Origin of the sequence: Hymenobacter profundi, assembly GCF_019334315.1 — a bacterium.
GTDB lineage: Bacteria > Bacteroidota > Bacteroidia > Cytophagales > Hymenobacteraceae > Hymenobacter > Hymenobacter profundi.
In genome coordinates this window covers 1-25190 of record NZ_JAHWGL010000059.1, presented here as the reverse complement: position 1 = coordinate 25190, position 25190 = coordinate 1, and the positions used below count along the sequence as shown (strand labels likewise).

Sequence of the window (25190 nt, the reverse complement as noted above, 5' to 3'; positions counted from 1 at the left end):
CTAGCGTGTGTTATATAGCTGCAACCGAATAGTCCTATTCGGAGCACATACGTAACATATTGGTTACGTGCACTTGCCAGTACTCAAAAGCGCTTTGGCGCGTTACTTGCTCAAACTTTATTATCCCAATGTGATTTTTGCAACGCTGACAACCCCTTGATTAAGAATTGGTTAATTCCACAACCAACGAGGGTAAATTTCAGTAAAAGCTTGCAATATCCTTTACGGGGTTTATGTTTGCAAAAATTTTCCGCTGTGCACCTAACCTGCTCGGTAGCCGGCCGGAAACAAACTCAACCGAAATGATGCGACGACGGGTGTAGGACAGTTATTCATGCGCTGATTATGGGTCTTCTGGCGACCCAGTCAGCCCGGCTACCAGCATGTGCTAGCCGGCTATGGAAGTCCTACCCGAGTACCCGTCCCGCCGGCCCCGGTTGCCTAAAACTGCCTTTCTCGGCAGCAACGGCTCTCTTTTCGCAATCCTGCTTTTCGAGACATTTTGCCTACCCCTGCGTAGGCAAGCATCGCCGTATCTCCATGAACTTACGCGTCGCTACTTTCGCCGACATTCAATATGTTGACACCCTTTGCCAATGGTACGTTGAGTCGGCCAAGACGCGGGGCACTGGCATCGCCAAGCGCGAGCCGAATTACTTAATCAAGAAAATCCAGAACGGTGACGCCATCATCGCCTTCGTAGAAGGTGAGTTGGCCGGCTTCTGCTACATTGAGACGTTCGACGACGCCAAGTTTGTGGTGAACTCGGGCCTGATCGTGAACACCGAGCTGCGCAAGGAAGGCCTAGGCCGAGCCATCAAGCACGAGGTGTTCAAACTCTCGCGCACGAAGTACCCGGCAGCCAAGATTTTCGGTATTACCACCAGCGCTGCTGTGATGAAAATCAACAGCGAGCTGGGCTACCGCCCTACCACCTTCCCTGAGCTTACGCAAAGCGACGACTTCTGGAAAGGCTGCATGAGTTGCAAGAACTACCCCATCTTGCAGGAAAACGAGCGCAAAATGTGCTTATGCACGGGCATGGTCTACGACAATCTGAAAGACCAGTACGGCAAGATTGCGCAGGAATCTATCGAGATTCTGCGGTAGCGTGACCCCACCCCCGGTCCTTCCCCTCCGGGAGAGGGGTGCGTTCTGACGAACCGTTTTGATACCGTCTGGCCCCCCTTTCCCGGAGGGGAGGGACCGGGGGTGGGGTTAATCGGAATGACGTTCTCCTACCCTCTCCCTATTTTCGCATACATCCTCTAACTCTCTGAAATGAAGAAAAAGGTAGTCCTCGCCTATAGCGGCGGCCTCGACACGTCCTACTGCGCCGTGTATTTGTCGCGCGAACTTGGGCTGGAAGTCCACACGGTAATTGTGAATTCGGGCGGTTTCTCGCCCGAGGAATTGGCCGCTATTGAAAAGCGTGCCTACGAATTGGGTTCTACCACGCACGAAGTTATCGACGTGACGGAGCGATTCTACCACGAGTGTGTGCGCTACCTGATTTTCGGGAATATTCTAAAGAACGACACGTACCCGCTGAGCGTGAGTGCCGAGCGCATGTTCCAATCGCTGGCTATTGCCGAGTACGCCCGCAGCACCGGGGCCGAGTACATTGCCCACGGCAGCACCGGCGCCGGCAACGATCAAGTGCGCTTCGACGTGGCGTTTGCGGTCATCGCGCCCAATACGGAAATCATCACACCCATCCGCGACCTGAAACTTTCGCGTCAGCAGGAAATCGAATACCTGCAACAGCAGGGCTTCGAGATGAGCTGGGAGAAGGCGAAGTATTCTATCAACGTGGGTATTTGGGGCACCAGCGTAGGCGGCGTTGAAACGCTGACTTCGCGCCAGGCGCTACCCGAATCGGCCTACCCTACCCAACTCACGCAGACCGAGCCGACGAACGTGGAAATCACCTTCGAGAAGGGCGAACCCGTAGCGCTGAACGGCGAGCAGATGGCACCCGTGGCACTCATCCAAAAGCTTAACGAGTTGGCTGGTCAATATGCCATCGGCCGCGACACGCACGTGGGCGACACCATTCTGGGCATCAAAGGCCGTGTGGGCTTCGAGGCACCCGCTCCGCTGATCTTGCTGAAAGGACACCATTTATTGGAAAAGCATACCAGCTCGCGCTGGCAGCAGATTCATAAGGAATACGTGGCCAACTGGTACGGCACCCTACTCCACGAGGCCCAATACCTCGACCCGGTGATGCGCGACTTTGAGGCATTGCTGGAATCGTCGCAGGAGCGGGTGTCGGGCAAGGTGTTCGTGACGCTGAAGCCCTACCAGTTCGAACTGCAAGGCATCGAGTCGAAATACGACATGATGCAGTCCAAAGTGGCGACCTACGGCGAGGAAAACAACGCCTGGGATTCGCGCGACGCGCGGGGCTTCATCAAGATCTTCAGCAATCAGTTGCGGATTCACAGCTCGTTCAACGAGTAACCCCACCCCCTAGCCCCACTCTCCTTGATATGGAGAATCCTTCGGGAGAGGGGGACTAGTTTCTACTTTTAGTTTTTTAGTCCTAACTGTTGTTCACGCCACCGTGGCTCCCCCTCTCCCGAAGGATTCTCCATATCAAGGAGAGTGGGGCCGGGGGGTGGGGTCCACCTAGGAGGGCAACTAGACCATGCAAAATCACAACATCAAAGTCGGCATTGTGGGCGGCGCTGGCTACACGGCCGGGGAGCTGATTCGCATTCTGCTGCACCACGAATACGCGGAGTTGAGTGCCATCGTCAGCTCGTCCAACGCTGGCAATCCCGTCTACCAAGTCCACGACGACCTGGTAGGCGATACCGATTTGCGATTTGCGTCGGACCTGGCTGGCGATGAGGACGTGGTGTTCCTGTGCCTGGGCCACGGCAACTCCAAGGCGTGGCTGGAAAAGAGCAATCTGCCCGAAACCACCCACATCATCGACCTCAGCAACGACTTCCGCCTAGAAGCTGACGCCGAGTTTGAAGGTAGGGAGTTTGTGTACGGCTTGCCCGAGATGAACCGCAGCCGCATTCAGCAGGCGCAGAGCATTGCCAATCCGGGGTGCTTTGCCACGGCTATTCAGCTGGCGCTTCTACCCCTGGCGGCGGCAGGTAAGCTCACGGATGCGGTGCACGTCTCGGCCATCACTGGCAGCACCGGTGCTGGCCGAGAACTAACTGAAACCACGGGCTTCACTTGGCGCACGGGCAACATCTCCATTTACAAGCCTTTCAAGCACCAACACCTGGGCGAGATTGGGGAGAGTCTGCGGTACCTCCAGCCCCAGGCAGAAGTTGATATTAACTTCATTCCCTACCGCGGCAACTTTACGCGGGGCATCTTCGCCAGCGTCTACACGCCGTCGGAATTGAGCCAGGACGAGGCGCGGGAGCTATATCAAAATTTCTACGCCGATGCGGTATTTACTACGGTTTCGGATAAGGAAATCCACTTGAAGCAGGTAGTGAACACCAACAAGTGCCTGCTGCACGTGCAGAAATTCGGGAAGCAACTACTTATCACGTCGGCTCTCGATAATCTGATTAAAGGCGCTTCGGGGCAGGCGGTGCAGAATATGAATTTGCTTTTTGGGCTACCAGAAACGACGGGGCTAGGATTGAAGGCGGCGTTGTTTTAACAGCTCGGATACCCTGGGGTTAAAACCCTGGGTTACGTAACGAAATTTGCCGAAATGCTGATTAGCCCAGGGCTTCTACCCTGGGTACCAGAACGGCGCTAACTGCTTATCATCATGGACCTCTTCAACGTTTATCCGCTCGTCAACATCACGCCCGTACGGGCGCTTGGGGCGAAGCTGTGGGCCGACAACGGGCAGGAATACCTCGACTTCTACGGCGGCCACGCCGTGATTTCCATCGGACACAGCCACCCGCACTACGTGCAGCGCCTCACCGAGCAGCTTCAGAACCTAGGCTTCTACTCCAACTCGGTGCAGATTCCGATTCAGCGGGAGCTGGCGCAGAAGTTGGGCGAGGTGTCAGGCTACCCGGAGTATGGGCTGTTTTTGTGCAACTCGGGCGCCGAGGCCAACGAGAATGCGCTGAAACTGGCATCGTTCCACACGGGCAAGAGCCGAGTTGTTGCCTTTAAAGGCGCATTCCACGGCCGTACGTCGGGCGCGGTGGCGGCTACGGATAACCCGAAGATTGTGGCGCCTTTCAACGCTAACCACGCCGTGAGCTTCCTACCCTACGACTTGGCCGAGGTGGAGCAAGCCCTGCAAGCGGGCGATGTATGCGCCGCTATCATCGAACCTATTCAAGGGGTAGGCGGCATCATCATGCCTTCAGACGACTTCTTACGCGAACTAGCCGAGCTGTGCAAGCAATACGGTGCCCTGCTGATTGCTGATGAAGTGCAGTGCGGCTACGGCCGCAGTGGCAAGTTCTTCGCGCATCAGTGGGCAGGCATTCAGCCCGACGTTATTTCGGTAGCGAAGGGCATGGGCAACGGTTTTCCTATCGGCGGCATTCTGATTGCCCCTACCCTGAAAGCTTCGTATGGGCTGCTGGGCACTACCTTTGGCGGCAACCACCTGGCTTGCGCTGCCGCACTGGCCGTGCTGGAAGTCATTGAGCAGGAAAACCTGGTGGAGCACGCGCATGAGATGGGCGACTACTTGCGGCAGGAGCTAGAAGCCAACGCCGGCGCTGAGGAAATCCGCGGTCGGGGTTTGATGATTGGCATCAAGTACAACTTCCCCGTAAAAGAGGTGCGCGACAAGCTGTTGTCGGAGCACCACATCTTTGTAGGCAATGCCTCCGACCCCGGCGTGCTGCGTCTGCTACCACCGCTGAATATCACAAAGGAGGAAGTAGACCGGTTTTTGGAAGCGTTGTATACACTTATTCCGGCGGAGGCGAGGAAGTAAGCGACTTGTGGCCTAACTTGCAACCCCAATGAGTAGCACGACGAAGCTCACGAGCCACGCTCCCCTTCTGATTAGCTGCACGCTGCCATTGGCTACCAGTACGCAGCAGCCGGCTGGTTCTTTCCTTGAAAGAACGGCCATTCCTTTTTCCTTCCCGCAGTCGTGCCCGCCCGACTTCCCGATGCCTGACATTCGGAAGCGGCAGTGCGCGGGGCCTCGTGAAACGCATTCCTTTGCTCCCGTTTGGCTTTCATCCTGCTTCGGCTGGAACAGACCCCTGATTTTCGGTCCTGTTCCAGCCGAAAAAATATCGGGTCGTTTCCAAAGGCTGGCTGAGGACAAGCGGCGCCCCCGCCAGATGCTTGGCACGGGAGATAAATTGACGCATTTTGCTCCGATGGCAAGGTCCCGATCAGCGTTGCGTGGAACGATGGCGCACCTGCCACTTCAGTCTATTGCAACATAGCAGAAATCAGCCTGCCTGACTACCGCAGAAATTAAATAACAGAGTAAACCCTTTTACGCAAAACAGAGTGGAAAACGCTAAATCGGTGAAGCTGGTGCTGGAAGACGGCACCGAAATTCAGGGCAAATCCTTCGGCGCCTTCACATCGGCCGCGGGCGAAGTCGTGTTCAGCACAGCCATGACTGGCTACCCCGAAAACCTCACGGATCCGTCGTTTGCCGGGCAGATTCTGGTGCTCACCTACCCGATGGTAGGCAACTACGGCGTACCCGGCGAGGACCTGTATGAGTCTATTTCCAAGATTTTTGAATCGGATAAGATTCACGTGGCCGGGCTAGTGGTGAACTACTACTCCGAGGAACACAGCCACTGGCACGCCGCCAAGAGCCTGGGCGACTGGCTGTCGGAATACAACATCCCCGGCATTTTTGACGTCGACACGCGCCTACTCACTAAGAAGCTGCGCGAGAAAGGCGCCATGCTGGGCAAAATTGTGGCCGAGGACGACGTGCCCCTGCACGACCCCAACCAAGATAACCTAGTAGCCCAGGTGAGCCCCACCGAAGTGAAGCACTACGGCAGCGGCAGCAACAAAATTGTGCTGGTAGACTGCGGCACCAAGACCAACATCATCCGCTGCTTCCTAGAGCGCGACGTGGAGCTGATTCGCGTGCCTTGGGACTACGACTTCACCCAGCTCGACTACGACGGCCTGTTCCTCAGCAACGGCCCCGGCGACCCGAAGATGTGTGAGGCGACCATCGGCCACCTCCAAACCGCCTTGCAGCAAGACAAGCCCATCTTCGGCATCTGCCTGGGCTCCCAGCTCATGGGCCTAGCCGCGGGCGGCAACACCTTCAAGCTAAAATACGGCCATCGCAGCCACAACCAGCCTGTCCTACTCACGGGCACCAAGCGCAGCTACATCACCAGCCAAAACCACGGTTTCGCGGTAGACACCGACACCCTACCTGCCGAGTGGGAGATGCTGTTCGAAAACCTCAACGACGGCACTTGCGAAGGCATCAAGCACAAAACCAAGCCGTTCTTCTCCACTCAGTTTCACCCTGAAGCCGCCGGTGGGCCCCAGGACACGGAGTTTATGTTTGATGACTTTTTGAAGGCGGTAGAGGAATATAAGGAGGGTAAGTAAATCAGCCGAAAAAGAACGTCATGCTGACTGGAGCGTAGCAAAGTCGAAGCATGGCGTGCCTTTCTCCTGATTCATCACTTCCTAGACCATTACTCTTATGCAAGCAAAAGGTAGAGGTTTTCCAAATTGGGGGTATATGCTGCTGGGTGTTTTGGCTTTTGCCGCGTTCTGTTTTTTCAAGAATATGGGACAGCAGACACTCATGAAAGCAATGCTCGGTGAACCAGCTGATTTGATTGCAAAAGCCATGAGTTCGGCCAGAGTTTCTCCCCGAATAACTAGTCGAACAGGAAGGATAACGGCCAAAAACTTTAAGGTTGAAAACCTGAATGCCAAAAAAGACTCTCTTGTTTTTCGCTTTTTATTAGATGGTGAACGCGCCGATGCAGCTATCAAAATCTGGATGACCAAACGGCCGTCCGGCAACTGGAAAATAGTGAGAAGCGACACTCTCTTTACTAAATAAAACGTACTCCGCCACAAAGCGAATCGGCTATAGCCGACTTTATACGACTGCCTTTTAACATAACCGTTCCAGCGGTTTGTGACCCACCTCTTAGAATGAACAAACCACAAAAAGTCCTGGTCCTTGGCTCGGGCGCGCTGAAAATCGGCGAGGCCGGCGAATTTGACTACTCTGGCTCGCAGGCCCTGAAGGCCCTGAAAGAGGAAGGCATCCGCACCATCCTCATCAACCCCAACATCGCCACCGTGCAGACGTCGGACAACATTGCTGACGACGTGTACTTCCTGCCCGTGACGCCCTACTTCGTGGAGGAAGTCATCAAGAAGGAACAGCCCGATGGCATTTTGGTGGCCTTTGGCGGCCAAACAGCTCTGAACTGCGCCGTGGCCCTGTACCAGGGCGGAATCTTCGAGAAGTACAACGTGAAGGTGCTGGGTACGCCGGTGCAGAGCATCATTGACACCGAGGACCGCGACATTTTCAAGGATAAGCTCGACCAGATCGGCGTGCTCATTGCCCGCAGCCGGGCCGTGACGACCCTAGACGATGCGTTGAAAGCCGCCGAAGAAATCGGATACCCCATCATCGTGCGGGCGGCGTTTGCGCTGGGTGGCCTGGGTAGCGGCTTCGCTAACAATGACGAAGAACTAACAGCTTTGGCCGAAAAAGCCTTCACCACTTCCGACCAGATTCTGGTGGAAGAGTCGCTGAAGGGCTGGAAGGAAGTGGAGTACGAAGTAGTGCGCGACCAATATGACAACTGCATCACGGTCTGCAACATGGAAAACTTCGACCCCATCGGTATTCACACCGGGGAGAGCATCGTGGTGGCGCCGTCGCAGACGTTGAGCAACCGCGAGTACCACAAGCTGCGCAGCATCGGCATCAAGACCATTCGCCACCTGGGTATTGTGGGCGAGTGCAACATTCAGTACGCCCTGGACCCATTTTCCGAGGAATACCGCGTGATTGAGGTGAATGCGCGCCTGTCGCGCTCCTCGGCGCTGGCTTCCAAGGCCACGGGCTATCCGCTGGCGTTTGTAGCTGCTAAGCTGAGCTTGGGCTACGCACTGTCGGAGCTAAAAAACAGCGTGACGCAGACCACTTCGGCCTTCTTCGAGCCGGCGCTCGATTACGTAGTGTGCAAGCTGCCGCGCTGGGACTTGGGCAAATTCTCGGGCGTGGCGCGGCAGATTGGCAGCAGCATGAAGAGCGTGGGCGAGGTGATGAGCATCGGCAAATCATTTGAAGAAGCCATTCAGAAGGGACTGCGGATGCTGGATACCGGCAAGCGCGGCTTCGTGGGCAATGCCGCTGAAACCGTGGACAACGCTACCCTTGACAAGCTACTGAGCGAGCCGAACGAGGAGCGCATTTTCGCTATTAATCTGGCCTTCGAGGCGGGGTATACCATCCAGCAGGTGCACGATCTGACCAGGATTGACCTGTGGTTCTTGCAGCGCCTCTACACCATTTTCGAGTTGGGCAACCAGGTAGGTGAACTGAATTCGGCCGACGCCCTACCCGCCGAGTTGCTGCGCGAAACCAAGAAAGCCGGCTTCTCGGACCAGCAGCTGGCTGTGAAGCTCTACGGCAACCAGGACGTAAAAGCCAACGAGCTAATCGTACGCGAGCAGCGCAAGACCTTGGGCGTGTTGCCCGTAGTGAAGCAGATTGACACGCTGGCCGCCGAATTCCCGGCTCAAACCAACTACCTCTACACCACCTACCACGGCACCGAAAACGACCTGGAACCCGAAACCGATAAGTCGGTGGTGGTGTTGGGCTCGGGCGTGTACCGCATTGGCTCGTCGGTGGAGTTTGACTGGTGCGGCGTGAATGCTGCCCAAACGGCAACCGAAGAAGGCTACAAGTCCATCATTATCAACTACAACCCCGAAACCGTTTCGACCGACTACGATGTGAGCGACCGGCTCTACTTCGAGGAGTTGAGCTACGAACGGGTGATGGACATTCTGGATTTTGAGCAGCCAACCGGCGTAATTCTCTCTACCGGCGGTCAGATTCCCAACAACCTCGCTACCCGCCTGGCCGATGCTGAGGTGCCGGTGCTGGGCACTGCCCCCGCCCGCATCGACGAAGCCGAAAACCGTCACAAGTTCTCCTCTATTCTCGACGAACTAGGCATTGCCCAACCGCGCTGGCGCGAACTGACGACCCTGGATGCCGTGTATGAGTTTGTGCAGGAGGTAGGGTTCCCGGTGCTGATCCGGCCAAGCTACGTGCTGTCGGGCGCGGCTATGAATGTGGTATCGAACCGCGACGAGATGGAAGCCTACCTGGACCTGGCCTCGGCGGTTAGCGCCGAGTACCCCGTGGTGGTATCGGAGTTTATTCAGGATGCCAAGGAAATTGAGTTGGACGCGGTGGCCGACCACGGCGACATCGTGAGCTATGCCATTTCCGAGCACGTGGAGTTTGCCGGCGTGCACTCCGGCGATGCCACCATGTACTACCCACCCCAACGGGTGTACGTGGGCACGGTGCGCAAGCTGAAAACCATTGCCGAGCAGATTGCCAAGCGCTTTGAAATCAGCGGGCCGTTCAACATTCAGTTCCTGGAGAAGAACGGCGAAATCCGCGTCATTGAGTGCAACCTGCGCGCCTCGCGCAGTTTCCCCTTCGTGTCGAAGATTTCGGGCCACAATTTTATCAAGAAGGCCACCAAAGTGCTGCTGGGCCTACCCGTGGAGCGCGACGCCAGCGAGCTAGTGTACGACTCTACCTTCGTGGGCGTGAAGGCCTCACAGTTCTCCTTCACGCGCCTGCAAGGCGCCGACCCGGTGATGCGCGTGGACATGACCTCAACCGGCGAGGTAGGCTGCCTGGGCGACTCGCCGGAGGAGGCGCTACTAAAGTCGCTGCTGTCGGTGGGCTACCGCATTCCGAAGCAGTCGGTGCTGATTTCCGGCGGGCCAATTGCCTCCAAAGTGGCACTTCTATCCGCCGCGAAGTTGCTGGTGCAAAAGGGCTACACGCTCTACGCCACCCAGGGCACGCACCGCTTCTTCGCCGAAAATAGCGTGCCTTCCCAGCTTCTCTTCTGGCCCGATGACTATCAGGAACCGAACGTCATCAGCTACCTGCGCGAGAAGAAAATCGACCTAGTCATCAACATACCCAAGAACCTGACCAAGGGCGAGTTGGACAACGACTACAAAATCCGCCGCACTGCCGTCGATTTCAACACGCCACTCATTACGAACGCACGCCTGGCGAAGGCGTTTATCAAAGCGTTCTGCAAGCTGGAAATGTCGGATTTGAAGATTAAGAGTTGGAACGAGTATAAGGCGCAATAGCGCTAAGCTTTAGTTTGATAAAACCGTTGAATGGCCTGATCTTGGGCTGTTCAACGGTTTTTTTATACACCATAGATATTGTTACGTAATGAAGATCCTATGCACGGCTGGCTTATTTCTTTGCTTATGCAGCCAAACGTTGGCTCAATTACCAGAACATTGGCAGAAGCCAACCATACTACCTAGTGAAGGCGCCGATCGGGTTATTTTATACACAACTGACAGCGCGCAAATAGCCTTGCGTGCAATAGCTGCTTTGCTACAAATCCACGGTTTTCAAATTGCTTATCAGAAGCAGATAGGGTTATCTGCCGATTACCTTGCCCTGCCCTATAATTCAGAAAATCGAAGATTGAATGCAGCGAATGTGACAGTAGTTATTTCTCAAATAGTACCCGGCATTCTTACATTAAGTGGAAGCAGCATAACTGATACTCGGAGTACATTCCCTACTGCAAACCTTCGAAAGCATAAATCCAACTCGGAGTCATATATTTTCGGGAAGTCAGGTAGTAAGGCTGCGCAAGCAGGGTTTAACTTACTAGTCACGACAGCAAAAGCTTACCCCAATGGTCGTGTTATGTACTCGAAGACTCAGTAATGTGCTTCATTGAGTACGCGTATTTCTTATTGACGGGGGTTAGCTGTATTAAGCTCGCGCAGCCAACTATCCTACCGCAGCGGCCGCAAATCCAGTACAAACCCCGGCAATGCTGGCTCAGCACTTAAAGTGCTATTAAATCCGGAAATTTCTTCTGATTCCCGCCCGTGGCGGTAGATGGTGGCGGTTTCGGTACTGGGGTCGAGGAGGAAGCCTACAGCTACACCATTTTCCAGGTAGGTTTCCATCTTGCGGCGTAATGCAGTCAACCCATCGGATGGCGAGCGGACTTCCACCACGAACACGGGGCAAACCGACGGAAAACGCAGGCGTTGCTGCTCCGTAAGAGCATCGTAGGCGGCTTTGGGTACCCATGAGGCATCAGGCGAGCGAACCGAACCATCGGGTAGGGTAAACCCAGCGGAGGACTCAAACACATAGCCCAGCTGGTGCTGACGGTTCCACAGCGTCAGCTGAAATAATACTTCGTTCGATTTACGGCTGGATTCGGCTCCGGCGGGAGGCATAGCAATGATTTCGTGGTCGGCGGTACGTTCCAAACGCAGGTCGGGGTTTTGCTGGCAGAAGTCGAAAAACTCCTCATCCGTCAGGCGGGCTAGTAGGGAGCCGCGCAGCACCACCGCGTTATCATGGATATCAGCAAGTGTCATAGCATATAGAAAAGCAGGTGCTTACCAAAGATACAAAATAGCCACACGGCTTCGGCAGACCGCCCTACCCTAATCCAACGACCGTTCGCGGAACAGCACGAAGCCGATGTGCGCAAACACGCTAAACTGCCGGGTAGGCGCGTCGTAATGAATGAATTGCAGCGAGGCCGGGCCAACGGGCGTTTGGTACACGAAGCCCGTCATGGCTGTGAAGTAGGGACGGCTGATGGCCGGGCCACGTTGTGCTAATAGCGGGTTATTATCCTGCCGTTCCCAGGGGCGCACCAGCACGTGCACGTAGCCTTCGGTGCGCCACTCCAGCGAACCTACAATAGCCTTGATGTAGCGCAGGCCCGCCGCGGCGTAGGCCGTGCCCCGGTAGCGGTCCAGGAAGATGGTACGCGAATCGGGCAGGGGTAGGAAGGCGGGGGCCATCGTCAGGGAGGCGCGGTAGTTGGCAAAGCGCCCTTGCGTACTGATCTGCGACTCTACCAGGTAGCCCCAGGCGTGCACCCTACTGCCTACCGAATCGGTTTTATTGAACGTAAAATACTGCTCGTTGTAGATACCCAACTTCACCCATTGATGGTTGCGGCTAAGTCCCTGCAAGCTGTCGGCGGTGCTGCCGGGCGCGTATTTTTCCCGCGCCGCCACACCCCGGAAACCAAACTCTACGCGCCGGCCACTTACGGCATATTGCCGGCGGTTCAGGGAGTTGCGCTCGAAGCGGATAGCGCCGGTAGCACCCTGTAGGCGGTCTTGGTCCAGGGTGGCGCTGGTGTTGATGTCGCTGGTGTTGGCAAATCGGTCGCGGTTGGTGAAAGCGCCTACGCTCAACACGTAGCGGCTGCGGTAGTTGGGGCTGAAGCCTACTTGCAGGTAGGTTTTGAGGTCACGCTGCTGAAGTTGGGTATTTTGGGCCGAGGCACCCAGCAAACCGCCCGTATCCTGGTAGTTGAAATTGTTGAACGTAATCGTTGGCTCGAAGTAAATGGGCGTATTGCCGGGAATACTGATGCGGAACGAGCCCCGCGCCCCGTTGTAGAAGCGCCCAATGGTAGCATCGGCCCGCACCGAGTAGAGGTACTTGTTGAGGTAGCGGTAGCCTAGGCCCAGATAGATATTGCTCATGGAGCGCGTCGAAAGCAACACGCCCAGATCAGTAGTAAGATTGGAGTTTTGGCGCGCATCTACGTTCAACACGTAGCCTTTCAACTGGTCGTTGTAGCTGATGCGGGGATACACGTTGTTGAAGAAGTCGTTGTTGACTAGGCGGTAGTAGCCTTCTTCAATATCGCTAGGCGAGTAGCTGGACCCCGTTTTCTGGAAGAAACGGCGCACAAAGCCTTGCTGTCGTTGAGGCAGGCCCTGCACATCAATACGTTTGAACACAGGGCGCGGAGCCTGTTCCTGAAAAGCCCGGCGCCGCGCCTGTAGCGCCACGGTATCTTCGCGCCGCTGGATGCGCTCCAGAATCAGAGGAAGCTTGCGCTCAGCGGCTTGCGCGCCATACTGAATCAACTGCTTTACCTTGTTGAAGTCAGCCGCCGTGATGTCATTCAGGTTGGGCTGAATATAGATGCCATTGGGGCCTACCGATGTGGTATCGGCTACGTTGGAGCCCAGGAATATCAGCGTGCTGGCCAGCAGTTTATCGTCTTTGTCCTTGGGGTATTTATTAAAAGCGACGTCGCCTACGTTCACCCCAATCATGATGTCGGGCTTGAACTCGTTCCGCATCACGTCTGTCGGGAAGTTATCCACCACGGCCCCATCAAACAGGTAGCGCCCATCTTCCTGCCGGATAGGCCGGAACGCCAGCGGAAACGCCATGGAATTGCGCACGGCATCAGACAAAGAACCACTCTTTTGCACTACTTTCTCGCGGGTGAACACCTCCGAGGCCACGCTACGGTAGGGCACCAGCAGGTTATCGAAGTTGTAGTTGGCAATGGCGCCAGCGGGTGCCAGCATGGTAGCCAGCACATAGTTGAGCGTCACGTCGTTGACGAGCTTAGGCGTCACGCGGGTTTTCAGCGTCGAGTCGATGGCCAGGCGCAGGTGCAGGGCAGCGGGCGTGGGGTCGATGTCGTAATAATTGTAGACTTTGCCCTCCACCGGCGAGCCACTCACCCAGTTCTGAAACTCTGGCTTCAGTACAATTTCTTCAATCTCGTCGGGCGAGTATCCGGCTGCGTACATGCCGCCTACAATGGCGCCCATGCTAGTGCCCACAATGTAGTCGATGGGGATACGGTTTTGCTCCAGCACGCGCAACACGCCCACGTGTGCCAGGCCTTTGGCGCCGCCGCCACTAAGTACAAGACCTACCTTTTGGGCGTATACTGAGTTTAGCAGGCTCAGCAGCAGGGCAACAAGTAAACAGAACTGTTTCTTCATATAGTGATATGGAAAGGCTGCAACATCGGCAGCGAGTTTCGTACGCAGCCGACGGAACCGGGTTGTGCCCGGCTTTCGCTACACCACCAAACGGTTTGCTACTCGACTGTTATACGAAAGCCCGACGAGCTTACGTCGGGCTTCGCAAGTTGTATACCACAGCGTGTTATGGAGCCAGCCAATAGCCAACAGAGGTTGGCAGATTGCGCAGAATCGTAAACAACACGACCCCACCTACCGTCAACCAACCAAACCAGACGCTATACAGAAAGGAGGTTCTGCGGGCCGATGCTCCGCCGCGCAGCCAAGCTTCTTCGAAGGCGCCTACCACCACCACCGGCGCGTAGCCTACGGCCAGCAAATTGTAGTGGACCGCCTGCCCTACCCTACCGTGCAGTAGCGCGTGCAAGGCGCGTTGGGTGCCACAGCCAGGGCAGTGCAGCCCCGTTAGCCAGTGCACCGGGCAGCGTGGGAAAGGGTAGTGCGCCGGATTGAGGCGAAAGTATAGGAGTAGAAGCCCTACCCCACCCAACACCAGTAGGCTGGCCAGCTTACCCCATCGCGGCTCAGCAGACTCGTTCACAACTACTTAATTACCAGACCCCAATCCGTTTAGCATTGCTAAGCCACCAAACAGGAAAACGAACGCCAGGTAGGCAACAGTGCCCGCAATGCTCACAAAGAAGCCAATCTTCGTCCATTTACCAGCTTGCTGCGAAGCGTGTAAGGCGCCGTCACGGTCGCCAGCAGCCCAACGGGAATTAACGTTGGCCGCATTCACGATGCCTGCAATACCAAAGGGTAGGCAACAAAAAATCGTAACCAGAATAGACTCAACCAGCCAGTTTTTGGGAGGTGGGCCGCTCGGGGTAAATCCGGTAGGCGAAGTGTAGGTATTTTCCATAGAAGTGAAAAAGGGATAAATGGAGTATAAGTGCGAAATAAGGTAGAGAATCCAGGGCAAACCACCAATTTGTGGCGCTACTGGTTAGTCCTCATGGCCGGGTACGTGTAGGGTTGGTGCCTGCTGACGAGCTGCTTCCTGGGCTAAACGCTCCTGCTCCTTGGCTGAGGGTGTGCGGGGCAGCTTGTCCAGATCGGGCTGACCAGCATCCACCCAGCACGTGTACCAAAAAGCCGCTACCAGACGCACAGCCTGGCGCATGCGACGCTCTACTTGCCCATTGAGCTGGCGGTGGTAGGCGCGCGCAAAATCGCGGGAGTAGGTCCGGATGGTCTGGCCGCCCCGCTCCTCGTAGCCATACTTGCGGTCGGCGGCAAACAGCAGCGTCTGCTCCCGCTCGAAGCGCAGGACTGAATCGACGGCGGCGTGCGAAGCGGCCACGGCCTGCCAGATGGCCTCCGTGGGTCGGTCGAGGTAGGCAGCCTGGCCTACCATCAGGTCGAATTCGGTGCTCAGCAGCTCCGGCAAGCGGCTTTCCCACAACCCATGAATGCCGCGCTGACCCGTAAACTGGCCATTGTAGTTGCGGGTGGTATGCAGCGGCACGCAGGCGTCGGCTACGTAGTGGCCCAGGTCGGCGGAGAGGTGCAGGATGCGGTCGGTGTTGTGCTCCCGGAAGGCGACCGTGAGCTGGCCTTTCATCTGGGCTACCTGCCAGGGCACAATGCCGTGGCGCATCAAGGAGTCTTCGCCGTAGCGGGCTACGGCGTCGGCGAAGTTGCGGGGCAGGCCGTTTTTGGTGAGGGCCGAATCGCCGTACACGTCCACATCCAGGAAGTGGCGGGCGGCCTCGCCGGGCACCACCGTGCGACGCGAATCGGGCCGGGTGGCGTTTTCGGTGAGGTAGTCAATGTTGGCTTTGTAGAAGCCAATCATTTCGCGGGGTAGGGTAAGCACCGCCAGCCGGTTAATCAGTCGGTGGCTGAAGAAGCCCCAGGCGTGGGTAGGTGCGGTGGGGAGTAGAAGTAAACAGCATACAGAGAATAGAATAATAGTAGCGCGCATTCGAGAAATAAAGAAAGTACAGGAGGCTCACTACAAGCATCTTGCCTGTCTGCGTCGCGTATACTAGCAGACTGCTATATTCTGATGCTGGCTACCGATTCCTCACGCTATCTACTATTGCTTATGCTGTCTAAATTCCTTCTTTCGCTCTTCTCGATTCTAACTTTATTAACCAGTTGCCAGCAACAAGCAAAACACTATCCCTACCTCATTAAAGTAGCCAACTGCCCGGATTGCTTCGCCCGTCTGCATCACCCCGGCCCAATAGATACGGCCGAAATTCGTGCGGGCCAATTGGTATTTGCGGGTACCGTTACACAGCCAGATGTGTATAGTGTAAACGTCCGCAGTGATACAGACAAAACAATAAATATTCATGCAGAAATCTACCTTCCTGCCGATTCCATCCAGATAACCCTGTTGCCCAAAGACCAGCAAAAGCGTACTTTCTACCACATTTATCAGCGGCTGGAAATTGGCTCCTACCTCCGCAATGCCACCGTTTTTTCTACCTCGCCGCAGCAAAAAGAGTTGGAACGTTACCTCTACCTCAACGACAGCCTGTGGAACAAATACTTCGTGGATAGAAGCCTGCTGACCGCCAAGATGGTACAAACCTACGACTCCGGCAACCGTGCGCTCATAGAGCAATGGTCCGATTCGGCCCGAAAATTTGAAACCCGCTTTCCGGATTACATGGCTTATTCAGCGGTGCTGTTTGCGAAGCAACACCCGCACTCCGAACTCACGGCGTATGCCCTGCTGGATAACACCCACAACCGTCCGGATGTCAAGATTATCCAGCCCTACTACCGCGCCCTCCCTGACTCGCTGAAACAGAGCTATTTCGGGCAGCAACTGGCCGCAAAACTTGAGGAGTTGCAGCAGTAGCCTTACTCTCGCACCAGCCGAAACAGCGTATCGCGGTAGGTTTCGCCTACCGGAATGGTGTGGTCTGCAATGTAAATGGTGTTGCCATCTACCATCCGAATTTTGTCCAGCGACACCAGGTAGGACTTGTGCACCCGCAGAAACGGCGGCTGCGGTAGCTGCTCGCTCAGGTCTTTCAGGGTTTGGTAGGTGACCACGCGCTGCCCCGGCGTCACGATGGACACGTAGTTTTTCAGGGCCTCTACGTAGAGAATGTCGGCGTAGTCGAGGCGCAGAAACTTGTTCTTGCTTTCGCTTTTCACAAACAGGGAACTGCCTATAGACGGCGCCGCTGGGGTAGGCGCGGGAAGTGGAGCAGAGGCCGGCGCAGGAAATAGCGCCTGCGCTTTTTGCACGGCCCGCAAAAACCGGTCGAAGGCAATAGGCTTGAGCAGGTAGTCCACCACGTCGTGCTCGTAGCCTTCCAAGGCATACTCGGGGTAGGCGGTGGTAAGCACCACTTTGCACCGATTGCCGCAGATTTTCAGGAACTGCAGGCCCGTCAGCTCCGGCATCTGAATACCAATGGACCCAAGAGCGCCGGCATTTTGTAGACAGCACCTACGCGCTTTACCGTCAAAACCAGTTCACACTCGGCAACAACGAGGTGTACCAGGTAGGCTACCGCTTAGCCAAGAAGCTGAACCGCCCCCGCGTGTACTGCGCCGATGCCGACGGCGTGTTCGACTACGATGCTACCAAGGCCTATGCTAAACAGCACGGACAGGAGCAAATCTTGAAAGATGCCTTCTTGGAAGTACCACAAGATAGCGTTGGCCGCTTGATTAAGGCCCGTGTACGCACTGCTCCAAAGTCTTCTACCTATATTTCCTCCAGCAATACGCTCCTGACTCAGTTTGCCCGCATGAACACCATAGCAGCCGATCAGGGCAATATGGATACTTATCTGCTCGAACTAGCCCGCGTAGGTGGCGGCCCCAACTATGCCGGCGCCGATTTGGCCGACGAGTTCTTCAAGCGCAACGTGCGTATCTACAACAACTTACTCCGCGCCGTGTATGTGCAGCACGACAAAGCCATTGTGCTACTGATCGGCCAAGGTCACGTGGCTTTCTTGAAGTCGATTTTGCAATACAATTCTTTGTTTGAAGTGCAAGACGTACTGCCCCTACTCACCAGCAAGTAGGGCACACACAAACCGTCACGGCCCACCCGAAATACTTCGAGTGGGCCGTGACTATTCATGTATATATCAGTCTGTTTCTCTACCGCTGCTTTACCAGCGGAAACCGCATCCGGTAGTCGGCTTTCACGTCGCCTTTGCTGATGCGAGCAAGCTTGCCTTTGATGAACTGCTTTTTGAAGGACGAAATCTTGTCGGTGAACAGCACACCTTCCAGGTGGTCGTACTCGTGTTGAATCACGCGGGCGGTCATGCCAGAGAAGGTTTCTTCGTGAGACTGCCGGTTTTCGTCTTCGTAGCGCAGTGTTACCACGGGCTGACGGTATACCATTTCGCGCACGCCCGGAATGCTCAAGCAGCCTTCTTCAAAGCCCCACTCCTCGCCTTCTTCGTGAATGATCTGCGGGTTGATGAAAGCGCGTTTCACGGGTTGAGCGGTGGCTTCCAGCTGCACTGGTTCGCCGTTTTCGTCCTCCTCGTCTACCATCGGCGCCGAGTCAATCACAAATAGGCGCACGCTTTTGCCGATCTGAGGCGCGGCTAGGCCTACCCCGTGGGCGTAGTACATGGTATCGTACATATCGGCCACGAGCTGCTTTAGCTCATCAGCCGAAAAATCGGCGGGCAGGTCGCGGGCGCGAGCTTTTAAAACAGGGTCGCCGAAGGCAACAACAGGGTAAATCATCGGGATTCAAGGAAAGATTGCAAAATGATGGCCGCGCTGATGCGGTCCACCGTGGCTTTATCGCGGCGGGCTTTCTTGCCTAGTCCGCCGGCCAACATGGTAGCGTGCGCCATGCGTGAGGTAAACCGCTCGTCGACCTCGTGTACCGGCACCGCCGGAAACTCGCGCCGCAACTGCCGCACCAGTCCTACTACGGCGCTGGTGGCGTCGGTGGCCTCGTTGAGCAGGGTGCGCGGCATCCCTACCACCAAGGCAGCCAGCGGGTCACGCTGGTGGTAGGCTTTCAGGTACGCCAGCAAGTCTTTGCTGTGCACCGTATCCAGCGGCGACGCAATGAGCTGTGAGGGGTCCGTTACCGCCAGGCCCACACGTTTGTGACCGTAGTCAATAGCAAGAATCCGCCCCATTAGTAGCTGTAAAAAACCACCCACCTGCGCCATATAGTTCCTCTTGGCATGGGTAGCACAAAGATACGATGGCCAAGCGGAACTGCCAGAATATTGCTATTGTCAGCCTGCTTTGATTAGATTTTCGATCAAACTATCTACGGGTAAATTATTAAAATTATAATTTTAATTAATCTATATAATACAACCCGATACTAGGATTTTTACGTAAATCAAAGAATAAAACAGCATATATAGGCGTTTAACAAGATCAAATTGTATTGTTATCCGAAATAGCTGCCTTTATTACACTATGGCGTTATTCTTGAAAAAGTTTTACTACACTTGAATAGTGTAGCCGCTTCAGGATTGCATTATCGTCATAACCGTTACGCCGCCTTTGCTTATGCCTGTTGAGCCGACCATTGCCCCTACCCCTCGCCCAGCTGTAGCACCCGAGCAGGCGCCCAACAACCGGCAGTGGCAGGTACGGCAACCGTTGCTACTGGCTATTGTGCTGGTATGCGGCATTTTGGTGGGCGCCAACCCATTCCGGCCATCCAGCCAGAACCCCGACGGTACCTCCCGCGGCTACCTCAAATTCAAGGAAATCCTGAGCTATGTGGACCGCGACTACGTGGATTCGGTGGATGCCGAAGCCCTGTCGGACTACGCCATCAGCCGGATGCTGGAGCAGTTGGACCCGCATACGGTATTCATCCCGGCCCGCGAGCAGCAGCAGGCTTCTGTGTTGTTACAGAGCGACTTTGACGGGGTAGGTGCCGAGGTAAACATCTTCCATGACACTGTAACGGTGGTAGCCCCGCTCAGCGGCGGCCCCGCCGAAATGGCCGGCCTGCTACCCGGCGACCGGCTCCTGCGCATCGGCGAAACCACAGTTTCGGGCAAACACACGTCGCTTGAGTCAGTACTGGGCCTGCTGCGTGGCCCCCGCGGCAGCCGCGTGCCGCTGCTGGTGATGCGCCGTCATCAGCGCACGCCCTTCACGATGCTGGTAACGCGCAACCGCATTGCCAACAACTCGCTGGATGTGAGCTATATGCTGGACAACCAGACGGGCTTTATCAAAATCAGCCGCTTTGCCAGTGGTACGTTCGATGAGTTTAAGCAGGCGCTGGGCGACCTGCGCCGCCAGGGCATGACCCGCCTCGTGCTGGACCTGCGCGGCAACCCCGGCGGCTACCTCGACCGCGCCACCAAGATTGCCGATGAGTTCATTGGCGGCACCCGCAAGCTGGTGTACACCGACGGCAAAGGCGACCAGTTTGACACCCAAACCTTCGCCCGCGTAACCGGCGAGTTTGAGGAAGGCCCGCTGGTAGTGCTGGTAGACGAAAATAGTGCCTCGGCCGCCGAGGTGGTAGCCGGCGCCCTGCAAGACCACGACCGCGCCCTGTTGGTAGGTAGGCGCACCTTCGGCAAAGGTCTGGTGCAACAGCCCATCACCCTCAACGACGGCTCGGAGTTACGCCTGACTATTGCGCGCTACTTCACGCCTTCAGGGCGCTGCATTCAGAAGTCGTACCAGGGTGGAGCAACGGCGTACGAGCAGGAGCTAGCCAACCGCCAGCGCCACGGTGAGTACCTGCACGCCGACAGCATCCACTTCGCTGACTCCCTGCGCTACCGCACGGCCCACGGCCGTACCGTATATGGTGGCGGCGGCATCATGCCCGACCTCTTCGTGCCCTGCGACACGCTGCTGCAATCGGCGTATTACACTAAGTTGCAAAAGCTGAACCTGATCCGGGAGTTTGCTCTAAACTTCTATCAGGACCACCAAGCAGAGTTGGCTGGCCTGCGCTTCGAGCAGTTCAACCAGCAATTTCAGATTACGGACCAGCAGTTAAAAATGCTGGCTGCTCTGGCAGCTAAAGCTGGTACGCGTGCTTCCATCGCTGAGCAAAACCGTTCTGCTTTATTGCTGCGCACACAGTTGAAAGCACTTATAGCCCGTCATGCCTATGGCAACACGGCCTTTTATCAAGTAGTACAGCAGCAAGACGCTGAGTTGCTCCAAGCCATGCGCAGCTTTCAGAACGGCTCCGCGTTGCTTACGCAGAATTTAACTTCGATGAAGTAGAACAGCACACCGCAATAAAGGCAAAGGCCGTGTTTCTGTACAGAAACACGGCCTTTGCCTTTATTGCGGTGGACCGGCTACGGTACCTGTACCTTGTCCTGATACGTGAACTTGCGGTCGATTTTATCGAACGGCTTACCATCTACTTCGGCGTAGGGGTAGATAAAGTAGTTCAACGGGTCGCCCTGTTGCGGGGGCGTCAGGGTCAGGTCGCGGCCGCGGGTGAATTCCACGCGATTTTCATCGTGCGCGCCGAAAAAGTACTGGCGGCGGTCCGGGTTCTTGGCTGCCTCGGAAGCATCGACGGGCACCCAGCCAGTTTGCTTGGTGTAGAACTCGGCCCAGCAGTGGTAGCCCTGCACCTGGCCGCTCCCCCGCTCGGCGGGTAGGGGGAAGCCAATGCTGAAACGCGCCGGAATACCCAGCGCCCGGCAATAGCCAATAAAAATAGCGTGGAAGTCGGTGCAGTTGCCGCGGCGGGCGTCGCAGGCGTAGTAGATGTCGCCGCGGCCCCAGCCCTGGCCGGTTTTGTCGTATTGCACGGTGCTGACTACGTGGTTGTAGATGGCGCGGGCTTTTTCGAGGTCAGTTTTGGCGTTGGCCTTGGTCACTACCTCCGTGGCCCAAGTCTTGATCTGGGCATCAATGGGCACTAGGCGGTCGGGTTGGAGCCACCGAGCCATATTGGGGTCATTTGCTTCGGCCTTGGTAGGCTTGCGACCCGCGCTCAAGAACGGGTTCAAATGCTCGCGCCGTACGGCTTGGAATTGCAGCTTCACCGTGAAACCATCGGCTGGGGGCTGCGCCACGCGCAGGTGCACCATCTGGTTGTTGTAGGGGCCAGTCGCTATTTCGTAGCGATACGGCGAGGTGATGCTTACACCGATAATTTCCTGCGACTTATCGTCGTGCGGCACGGGAAGCCACAGGTCCAGATAGTGGGTGGTAGTGGGTAGGTCGTGGAGCGTGGCGGTGTATTCCACGGCTACCGTGCGGGTGCGAGGCGCCGTTGACGACGACTGCGCAAGCACCACAGATTGGCTAATAAGCCCTAGAGCGGCTACCAGGGTAGCCATCCGCGCCGGCCGGCGCGGTCCCCGTTCTCGAATTTTCACGTGTTGTTGAGTATAGTATATAAGGCCCAGGACCGTTCCAGACAAAGATACGAGCAAATGGCCGTGCTCTTGGGAAGCTACTTCGGAACCAAGTACTTTCCCGAGAACGTTGGCACCTGCCTGCCGGATATACCGTAACTTTAACTTCGTCTGTCAGTAAAGGGAGGCGGGCATCCTTTCGTTATATTATTCTATGCTTTTGCTGCGGCCGCGTGTGTATTTTCTGGTAGGGCTGCTGCTGATGTTGAGCATGCTGTCGGCGGTGGCGCAGCAGGTACGCTTTGCTGGGCGCGTTACGGAAGCCAAGTCCGGCAAGGCCGTGCCGTTTGCCTCGGTGTTTGTGCCGGGCTCCAGCCAAGGCACCACAGCCGACGAAAACGGCCGCTTCACCCTCACCGTGGCACAGCCCGTCGATTCGCTGGGTGCTTCGGCGCTGGGGCTTACACCATTGAAGAAAGCCGTGGGGACGCAACCCACGCAGACCGTCAATTTTGCCCTGGCCGGCGGGGGCGGCTTCACTTTAGGAGAGGTAACAATACGCCCGCCCGGCGAGGTCGAAAACCCGGCCTACCGCATCCTGCGGCTGGTGCAGGTGCACAAAAACGAGAACAACAAGCGCAGCCTCAACACCTACGATTTCGACAGCTACAACCGCCTCCAGGTGTTTCTGGCCAATATGCCCCGCGACCCGGAGGAGGGTAGCCTGTTCCAGCAGATCCAAAACGTGGCCGACAGCCTGGGCGCGCTGGGCGACAGCACCACCGGGCGGGTGGCCCTACCCATCTTCGCTTCCGAAGCCATTTCGCGCTTCTACGTGCAGTCGCAGCCGCGCCTAACGCGTGAGGAAATCCGGCATACGCAGATGCACGGCCTGGCCCCACGTGAGGGCTCGGTGCTGTCGCAGATCATGGGCACATCGTTTCAGGACTGGGACTTCTACCGCAACTGGCAGCAGTTGTTGGGCAAAGACTTCATCTCACCCATTGCCGATGGCTGGAAATTCACCTACGAATACGAGCTGCAAGATTCCGTATTCCTGGGTTCCGATTACTGTTATCGTATTGCTGTGGAGCCGCGCCGACCGGCCGACCTAGCCTTTACGGGCCTGATTTGGATCAACGCCGAAACGTATGCCCTGCGCCGGGTGGATTTGAAGGTGAGCCCCTCCGTGAACCTCAACTTTGCCGACAACATTGTGGTGCAACAGGACATGGTGGCCTCATCGGCTGGGCCGGGCCTGCCGCGCCGCACGCACGTGGAGCTGGGTGTGAAGCCGCTCAAGAAAAGCCCGGCATTCCGGGCCGAGTTTACCACCATCAATTCCGACTTTGTGGTGAACCAGGACCGCCCGGCCGAATTCTACAATCTGCCCATCGAGACCCTGGCCAGCGCCTACGAAACGCCACCCGGTTTTTGGGAGACCAATCGCCCCGATACGCTCACGGCCCGCGAGCAAGGCACCTTTGCTACCCTCGACTCGGTGCAGCGCCTACCCGAAGTACGCACGGTACTTGATATCATGGACATTGCCGTAAACGGCTACTACCGCGTGGGCAAGCTGGATCTGGGACCCGTGCTAAGCACCTACGCCTTCAACAGCATTGAAGGCAACCGCTTTCAGTTCGGCTTTCGGACTACCCCCGCTATTAGCCGCAACTGGCTGCTGCGCACCTATCTGGCCTATGGTACCCGCGATGGTCGCTTTAAGTACGGCGCGCAAGTCAGTCGCATTCTGGACCGCCGCACCTGGACGGTAGCTACCGTAGAGCGCCGGCACGATATCGAGCAGATTGCCCTGCTCGACAACGCCTACGCATTGGAAAACCCACTGTTTGAAGCCTCGGCGCGCCTGGGCAACATCCGTAGCAGCCGACCGCTACTGCGCGAACTGAGCAGCGTATCCTTGCAAAGCGACCTATTTCGGGGATTCACACAGAAAGTGATACTCCGCCACCAGCAGTTCCGTCCGCTCTACCCCTTTGCTTACTATACCGATGTGCCCGCGCCTGGTGCCCCCACCGAAGACAATTTTACTTTGTCGGAAGTTGTGGTGGAATCGCGCTACGCCCGCGACCAGGTGCTGGTGCAGAGTCAGACGCAAAACCGCCGCTACTCTATTGGGTTGATGCGCTGGCCGGTGTTTACGCTCCGCTACACGGTGGGCCTCAACAACGTGCTGGGTAGCGATTTCAAATATCAGAAGCTGAATTTTCTGGTAACGCAAAGTGTGAAATTAGGCCAGCTCGGCCGCACCGATTATATTCTGGACGCGGGCTACATTCCGAGCACGGTGCCCTACCCCCTGCTCAAAAACCACCTCGGCAACCAAACGCCCTTTTACAATGCCGGCGCCTATAATCTGATGCGGTACTTTGAGTTTGTGAGCGACAAATACGTGGCGCTCAAGCTCGAAAACCACTTGGATGGCTTTCTTATCAATAGCGTGCCGCTGCTGCGCAAGCTGAACTGGCGCCTACTGGTAACTGGCAACGTGCTGTACGGGGGAATCAGCAGGGCCAACCGGGCCATCAACCCCACCGAAAACCAGTTTGGTGAGCCGCTCCCTACCTTCCAGGCGCTAGGCCGGGCACCCTATGCCGAGCTAGGCTATGGCGTTGAGAATATCTTTAGGGTAGTGCGTGTCGATTTCATTCACCGCCTCACCTACCGCGACTCCCCCGGCGCTCGGAATTTCGGCGCTAAAGTCAGCTTTCAGTTCAAGCTGTGATTCTGTGCTAAACGCGCTGTCATCCTGAGCTTGCGAAGGACCTTCTCACGCATGAAAGATACTCGTAACAACGACTTGTTCATGCGTGAGAAGGTCCTTCGCAAGCTCAGGATGACAAATAAAAAAACAACCTCTACTTCGCGCGCATATCCAGC

At 56.3% G+C, this 25190-nt stretch carries 20 protein-coding genes and 1 pseudogene; 12 read left to right on the top strand and 9 right to left on the bottom strand.

The window, feature by feature from the left end; translation table 11 throughout:
• The first annotated feature begins 540 nt into the window (after positions 1 to 540).
• The 8 genes from KYK14_RS13935 to KYK14_RS13900 all read left to right on the top strand — a co-directional run bounded on the left by KYK14_RS13935 (position 541) and on the right by KYK14_RS13900 (position 10903).
• The gene (locus KYK14_RS13935) at positions 541 to 1110 is read left to right on the top strand and encodes a GNAT family N-acetyltransferase (protein WP_185281594.1); all 570 of its coding nucleotides are present in this window, start codon (positions 541 to 543) and stop codon (positions 1108 to 1110) included.
• A 171-nt stretch (positions 1111 to 1281) separates the two neighbouring features.
• Positions 1282 to 2466: an argininosuccinate synthase gene (gene argG, locus KYK14_RS13930; RefSeq protein ID WP_208306673.1), complete on the top strand. Its 1185-nt coding sequence runs from the start codon at positions 1282 to 1284 to the stop codon at positions 2464 to 2466.
• 187 nt (positions 2467 to 2653) lie between these two features.
• A complete protein-coding gene (gene argC / locus KYK14_RS13925) occupies positions 2654 to 3643 on the top strand; it encodes an N-acetyl-gamma-glutamyl-phosphate reductase (RefSeq protein ID WP_219159626.1) in 990 nt (329 codons plus the stop codon).
• Between the two features lie 114 nt (positions 3644 to 3757).
• On the top strand, positions 3758 to 4897 hold the full coding sequence (locus KYK14_RS13920) for an aspartate aminotransferase family protein (RefSeq protein WP_219159624.1): 1140 nt from the start codon (positions 3758 to 3760) through the stop codon (positions 4895 to 4897).
• A gap of 533 nt (positions 4898 to 5430) precedes the next feature.
• Positions 5431 to 6516: a glutamine-hydrolyzing carbamoyl-phosphate synthase small subunit gene (gene carA / locus KYK14_RS13915; protein ID WP_219159622.1), complete on the top strand. Its 1086-nt coding sequence runs from the start codon at positions 5431 to 5433 to the stop codon at positions 6514 to 6516.
• Between the two features lie 97 nt (positions 6517 to 6613).
• Positions 6614 to 6982 carry a hypothetical protein gene (locus KYK14_RS13910; RefSeq protein ID WP_219159620.1) on the top strand — a complete coding sequence of 123 codons (369 nt, stop codon included), beginning with the start codon at positions 6614 to 6616 and terminating at the stop codon, positions 6980 to 6982.
• 95 nt (positions 6983 to 7077) lie between these two features.
• Positions 7078 to 10302 carry a carbamoyl-phosphate synthase (glutamine-hydrolyzing) large subunit gene (carB, locus tag KYK14_RS13905; RefSeq protein WP_219159618.1) on the top strand — a complete coding sequence of 1075 codons (3225 nt, stop codon included), beginning with the start codon at positions 7078 to 7080 and terminating at the stop codon, positions 10300 to 10302.
• A gap of 139 nt (positions 10303 to 10441) precedes the next feature.
• Positions 10442 to 10903 carry a hypothetical protein gene (locus KYK14_RS13900; RefSeq protein ID WP_219159616.1) on the top strand — a complete coding sequence of 154 codons (462 nt, stop codon included), beginning with the start codon at positions 10442 to 10444 and terminating at the stop codon, positions 10901 to 10903.
• Positions 10904 to 10974: 71 nt separating this feature from the next.
• Here the strand turns inward: KYK14_RS13900 and KYK14_RS13895 are convergent, their stop codons facing one another.
• The 5 genes from KYK14_RS13895 to KYK14_RS13875 all read right to left on the bottom strand — a co-directional run bounded on the left by KYK14_RS13895 (position 10975) and on the right by KYK14_RS13875 (position 15943).
• Positions 10975 to 11574 (bottom strand): Uma2 family endonuclease, encoded by a 600-nt coding sequence (locus KYK14_RS13895; protein ID WP_219159614.1) that lies wholly within the window; start codon positions 11572 to 11574, stop codon positions 10975 to 10977.
• 69 nt (positions 11575 to 11643) lie between these two features.
• On the bottom strand, positions 11644 to 13974 hold the full coding sequence (locus tag KYK14_RS13890; protein ID WP_219159612.1) for a patatin-like phospholipase family protein: 2331 nt from the start codon (positions 13972 to 13974) through the stop codon (positions 11644 to 11646).
• Between the two features lie 166 nt (positions 13975 to 14140).
• The gene (locus KYK14_RS22205) at positions 14141 to 14557 is read right to left on the bottom strand and encodes a DUF2752 domain-containing protein (protein ID WP_219159610.1); all 417 of its coding nucleotides are present in this window, start codon (positions 14555 to 14557) and stop codon (positions 14141 to 14143) included.
• 6 nt (positions 14558 to 14563) lie between these two features.
• Positions 14564 to 14878, bottom strand: a complete 315-nt coding sequence (locus KYK14_RS13880) for a CD225/dispanin family protein (protein WP_185281603.1) — start codon at positions 14876 to 14878, stop codon at positions 14564 to 14566.
• Positions 14879 to 14962: 84 nt separating this feature from the next.
• Complete coding sequence (locus KYK14_RS13875) at positions 14963 to 15943, bottom strand: zinc dependent phospholipase C family protein (protein ID WP_246601846.1); 981 nt, start codon at positions 15941 to 15943, stop codon at positions 14963 to 14965.
• 123 nt (positions 15944 to 16066) lie between these two features.
• On the opposite strand from KYK14_RS13875, the gene KYK14_RS13870 reads away from it, so the two are divergent.
• Positions 16067 to 16834, top strand: a complete 768-nt coding sequence (locus KYK14_RS13870) for a hypothetical protein (RefSeq protein WP_219159608.1) — start codon at positions 16067 to 16069, stop codon at positions 16832 to 16834.
• Positions 16835 to 16836: 2 nt separating this feature from the next.
• On the opposite strand, the gene KYK14_RS13865 is transcribed toward KYK14_RS13870, so the two are convergent.
• Entirely contained in the window at positions 16837 to 17388 is a 552-nt protein-coding gene (locus KYK14_RS13865; RefSeq protein ID WP_219159606.1) for a LytR/AlgR family response regulator transcription factor, read from the bottom strand.
• A 47-nt stretch (positions 17389 to 17435) separates the two neighbouring features.
• On the opposite strand from KYK14_RS13865, the pseudogene KYK14_RS13860 reads away from it, so the two are divergent.
• Positions 17436 to 18020, top strand: a pseudogene (locus KYK14_RS13860) (DUF5694 domain-containing protein); the annotation flags it as partial.
• Positions 18021 to 18099: 79 nt separating this feature from the next.
• On the opposite strand, the gene def reads toward KYK14_RS13860, so the two are convergent.
• A complete protein-coding gene (def, locus tag KYK14_RS13855; protein ID WP_185281608.1) occupies positions 18100 to 18702 on the bottom strand; it encodes a peptide deformylase in 603 nt (200 codons plus the stop codon).
• Positions 18699 to 19109: a Holliday junction resolvase RuvX gene (gene ruvX, locus KYK14_RS13850; protein ID WP_187319241.1), complete on the bottom strand. Its 411-nt coding sequence runs from the start codon at positions 19107 to 19109 to the stop codon at positions 18699 to 18701. Before ruvX ends, def begins: the two co-directional genes overlap by 4 nt.
• A gap of 385 nt (positions 19110 to 19494) precedes the next feature.
• Here ruvX and KYK14_RS13845 point away from each other — a divergent pair, with 385 nt between their 5' ends.
• Entirely contained in the window at positions 19495 to 21192 is a 1698-nt protein-coding gene (locus KYK14_RS13845; RefSeq protein ID WP_219159604.1) for a S41 family peptidase, read from the top strand.
• A gap of 77 nt (positions 21193 to 21269) precedes the next feature.
• Here KYK14_RS13845 and KYK14_RS13840 read toward each other — a convergent pair whose 3' ends face one another.
• Positions 21270 to 22307: a transglutaminase-like domain-containing protein gene (locus tag KYK14_RS13840; RefSeq protein WP_343217104.1), complete on the bottom strand. Its 1038-nt coding sequence runs from the start codon at positions 22305 to 22307 to the stop codon at positions 21270 to 21272.
• 193 nt (positions 22308 to 22500) lie between these two features.
• On the opposite strand from KYK14_RS13840, the gene KYK14_RS13835 reads away from it, so the two are divergent.
• Entirely contained in the window at positions 22501 to 25035 is a 2535-nt protein-coding gene (locus KYK14_RS13835; RefSeq protein ID WP_219159602.1) for a DUF5686 family protein, read from the top strand.
• Positions 25036 to 25190 lie beyond the last annotated feature (155 nt).

Coding starts and splice junctions, on each gene's coding strand:
- KYK14_RS13935 (WP_185281594.1), top strand. CDS start 541: ATGAACTTACGCGTCGCTACTTTCGCCGACATTCAATATGTTGACACC.
- argG (WP_208306673.1), top strand. CDS start 1,282: ATGAAGAAAAAGGTAGTCCTCGCCTATAGCGGCGGCCTCGACACGTCC.
- argC (WP_219159626.1), top strand. CDS start 2,654: ATGCAAAATCACAACATCAAAGTCGGCATTGTGGGCGGCGCTGGCTAC.
- KYK14_RS13920 (WP_219159624.1), top strand. CDS start 3,758: ATGGACCTCTTCAACGTTTATCCGCTCGTCAACATCACGCCCGTACGG.
- KYK14_RS13910 (WP_219159620.1), top strand. CDS start 6,614: ATGCAAGCAAAAGGTAGAGGTTTTCCAAATTGGGGGTATATGCTGCTG.
- carB (WP_219159618.1), top strand. CDS start 7,078: ATGAACAAACCACAAAAAGTCCTGGTCCTTGGCTCGGGCGCGCTGAAA.
- KYK14_RS13895 (WP_219159614.1), bottom strand. CDS start 11,574: ATGACACTTGCTGATATCCATGATAACGCGGTGGTGCTGCGCGGCTCC.
- KYK14_RS13890 (WP_219159612.1), bottom strand. CDS start 13,974: ATGAAGAAACAGTTCTGTTTACTTGTTGCCCTGCTGCTGAGCCTGCTA.
- KYK14_RS13880 (WP_185281603.1), bottom strand. CDS start 14,878: ATGGAAAATACCTACACTTCGCCTACCGGATTTACCCCGAGCGGCCCA.
- KYK14_RS13875 (WP_246601846.1), bottom strand. CDS start 15,943: ATGCGCGCTACTATTATTCTATTCTCTGTATGCTGTTTACTTCTACTC.
- KYK14_RS13870 (WP_219159608.1), top strand. CDS start 16,067: ATGCTGTCTAAATTCCTTCTTTCGCTCTTCTCGATTCTAACTTTATTA.
- KYK14_RS13865 (WP_219159606.1), bottom strand. CDS start 17,388: ATGCCGGAGCTGACGGGCCTGCAGTTCCTGAAAATCTGCGGCAATCGG.
- def (WP_185281608.1), bottom strand. CDS start 18,702: ATGATTTACCCTGTTGTTGCCTTCGGCGACCCTGTTTTAAAAGCTCGC.
- ruvX (WP_187319241.1), bottom strand. CDS start 19,109: ATGGGGCGGATTCTTGCTATTGACTACGGTCACAAACGTGTGGGCCTG.
- KYK14_RS13845 (WP_219159604.1), top strand. CDS start 19,495: ATGCCTGTTGAGCCGACCATTGCCCCTACCCCTCGCCCAGCTGTAGCA.
- KYK14_RS13835 (WP_219159602.1), top strand. CDS start 22,501: ATGCTTTTGCTGCGGCCGCGTGTGTATTTTCTGGTAGGGCTGCTGCTG.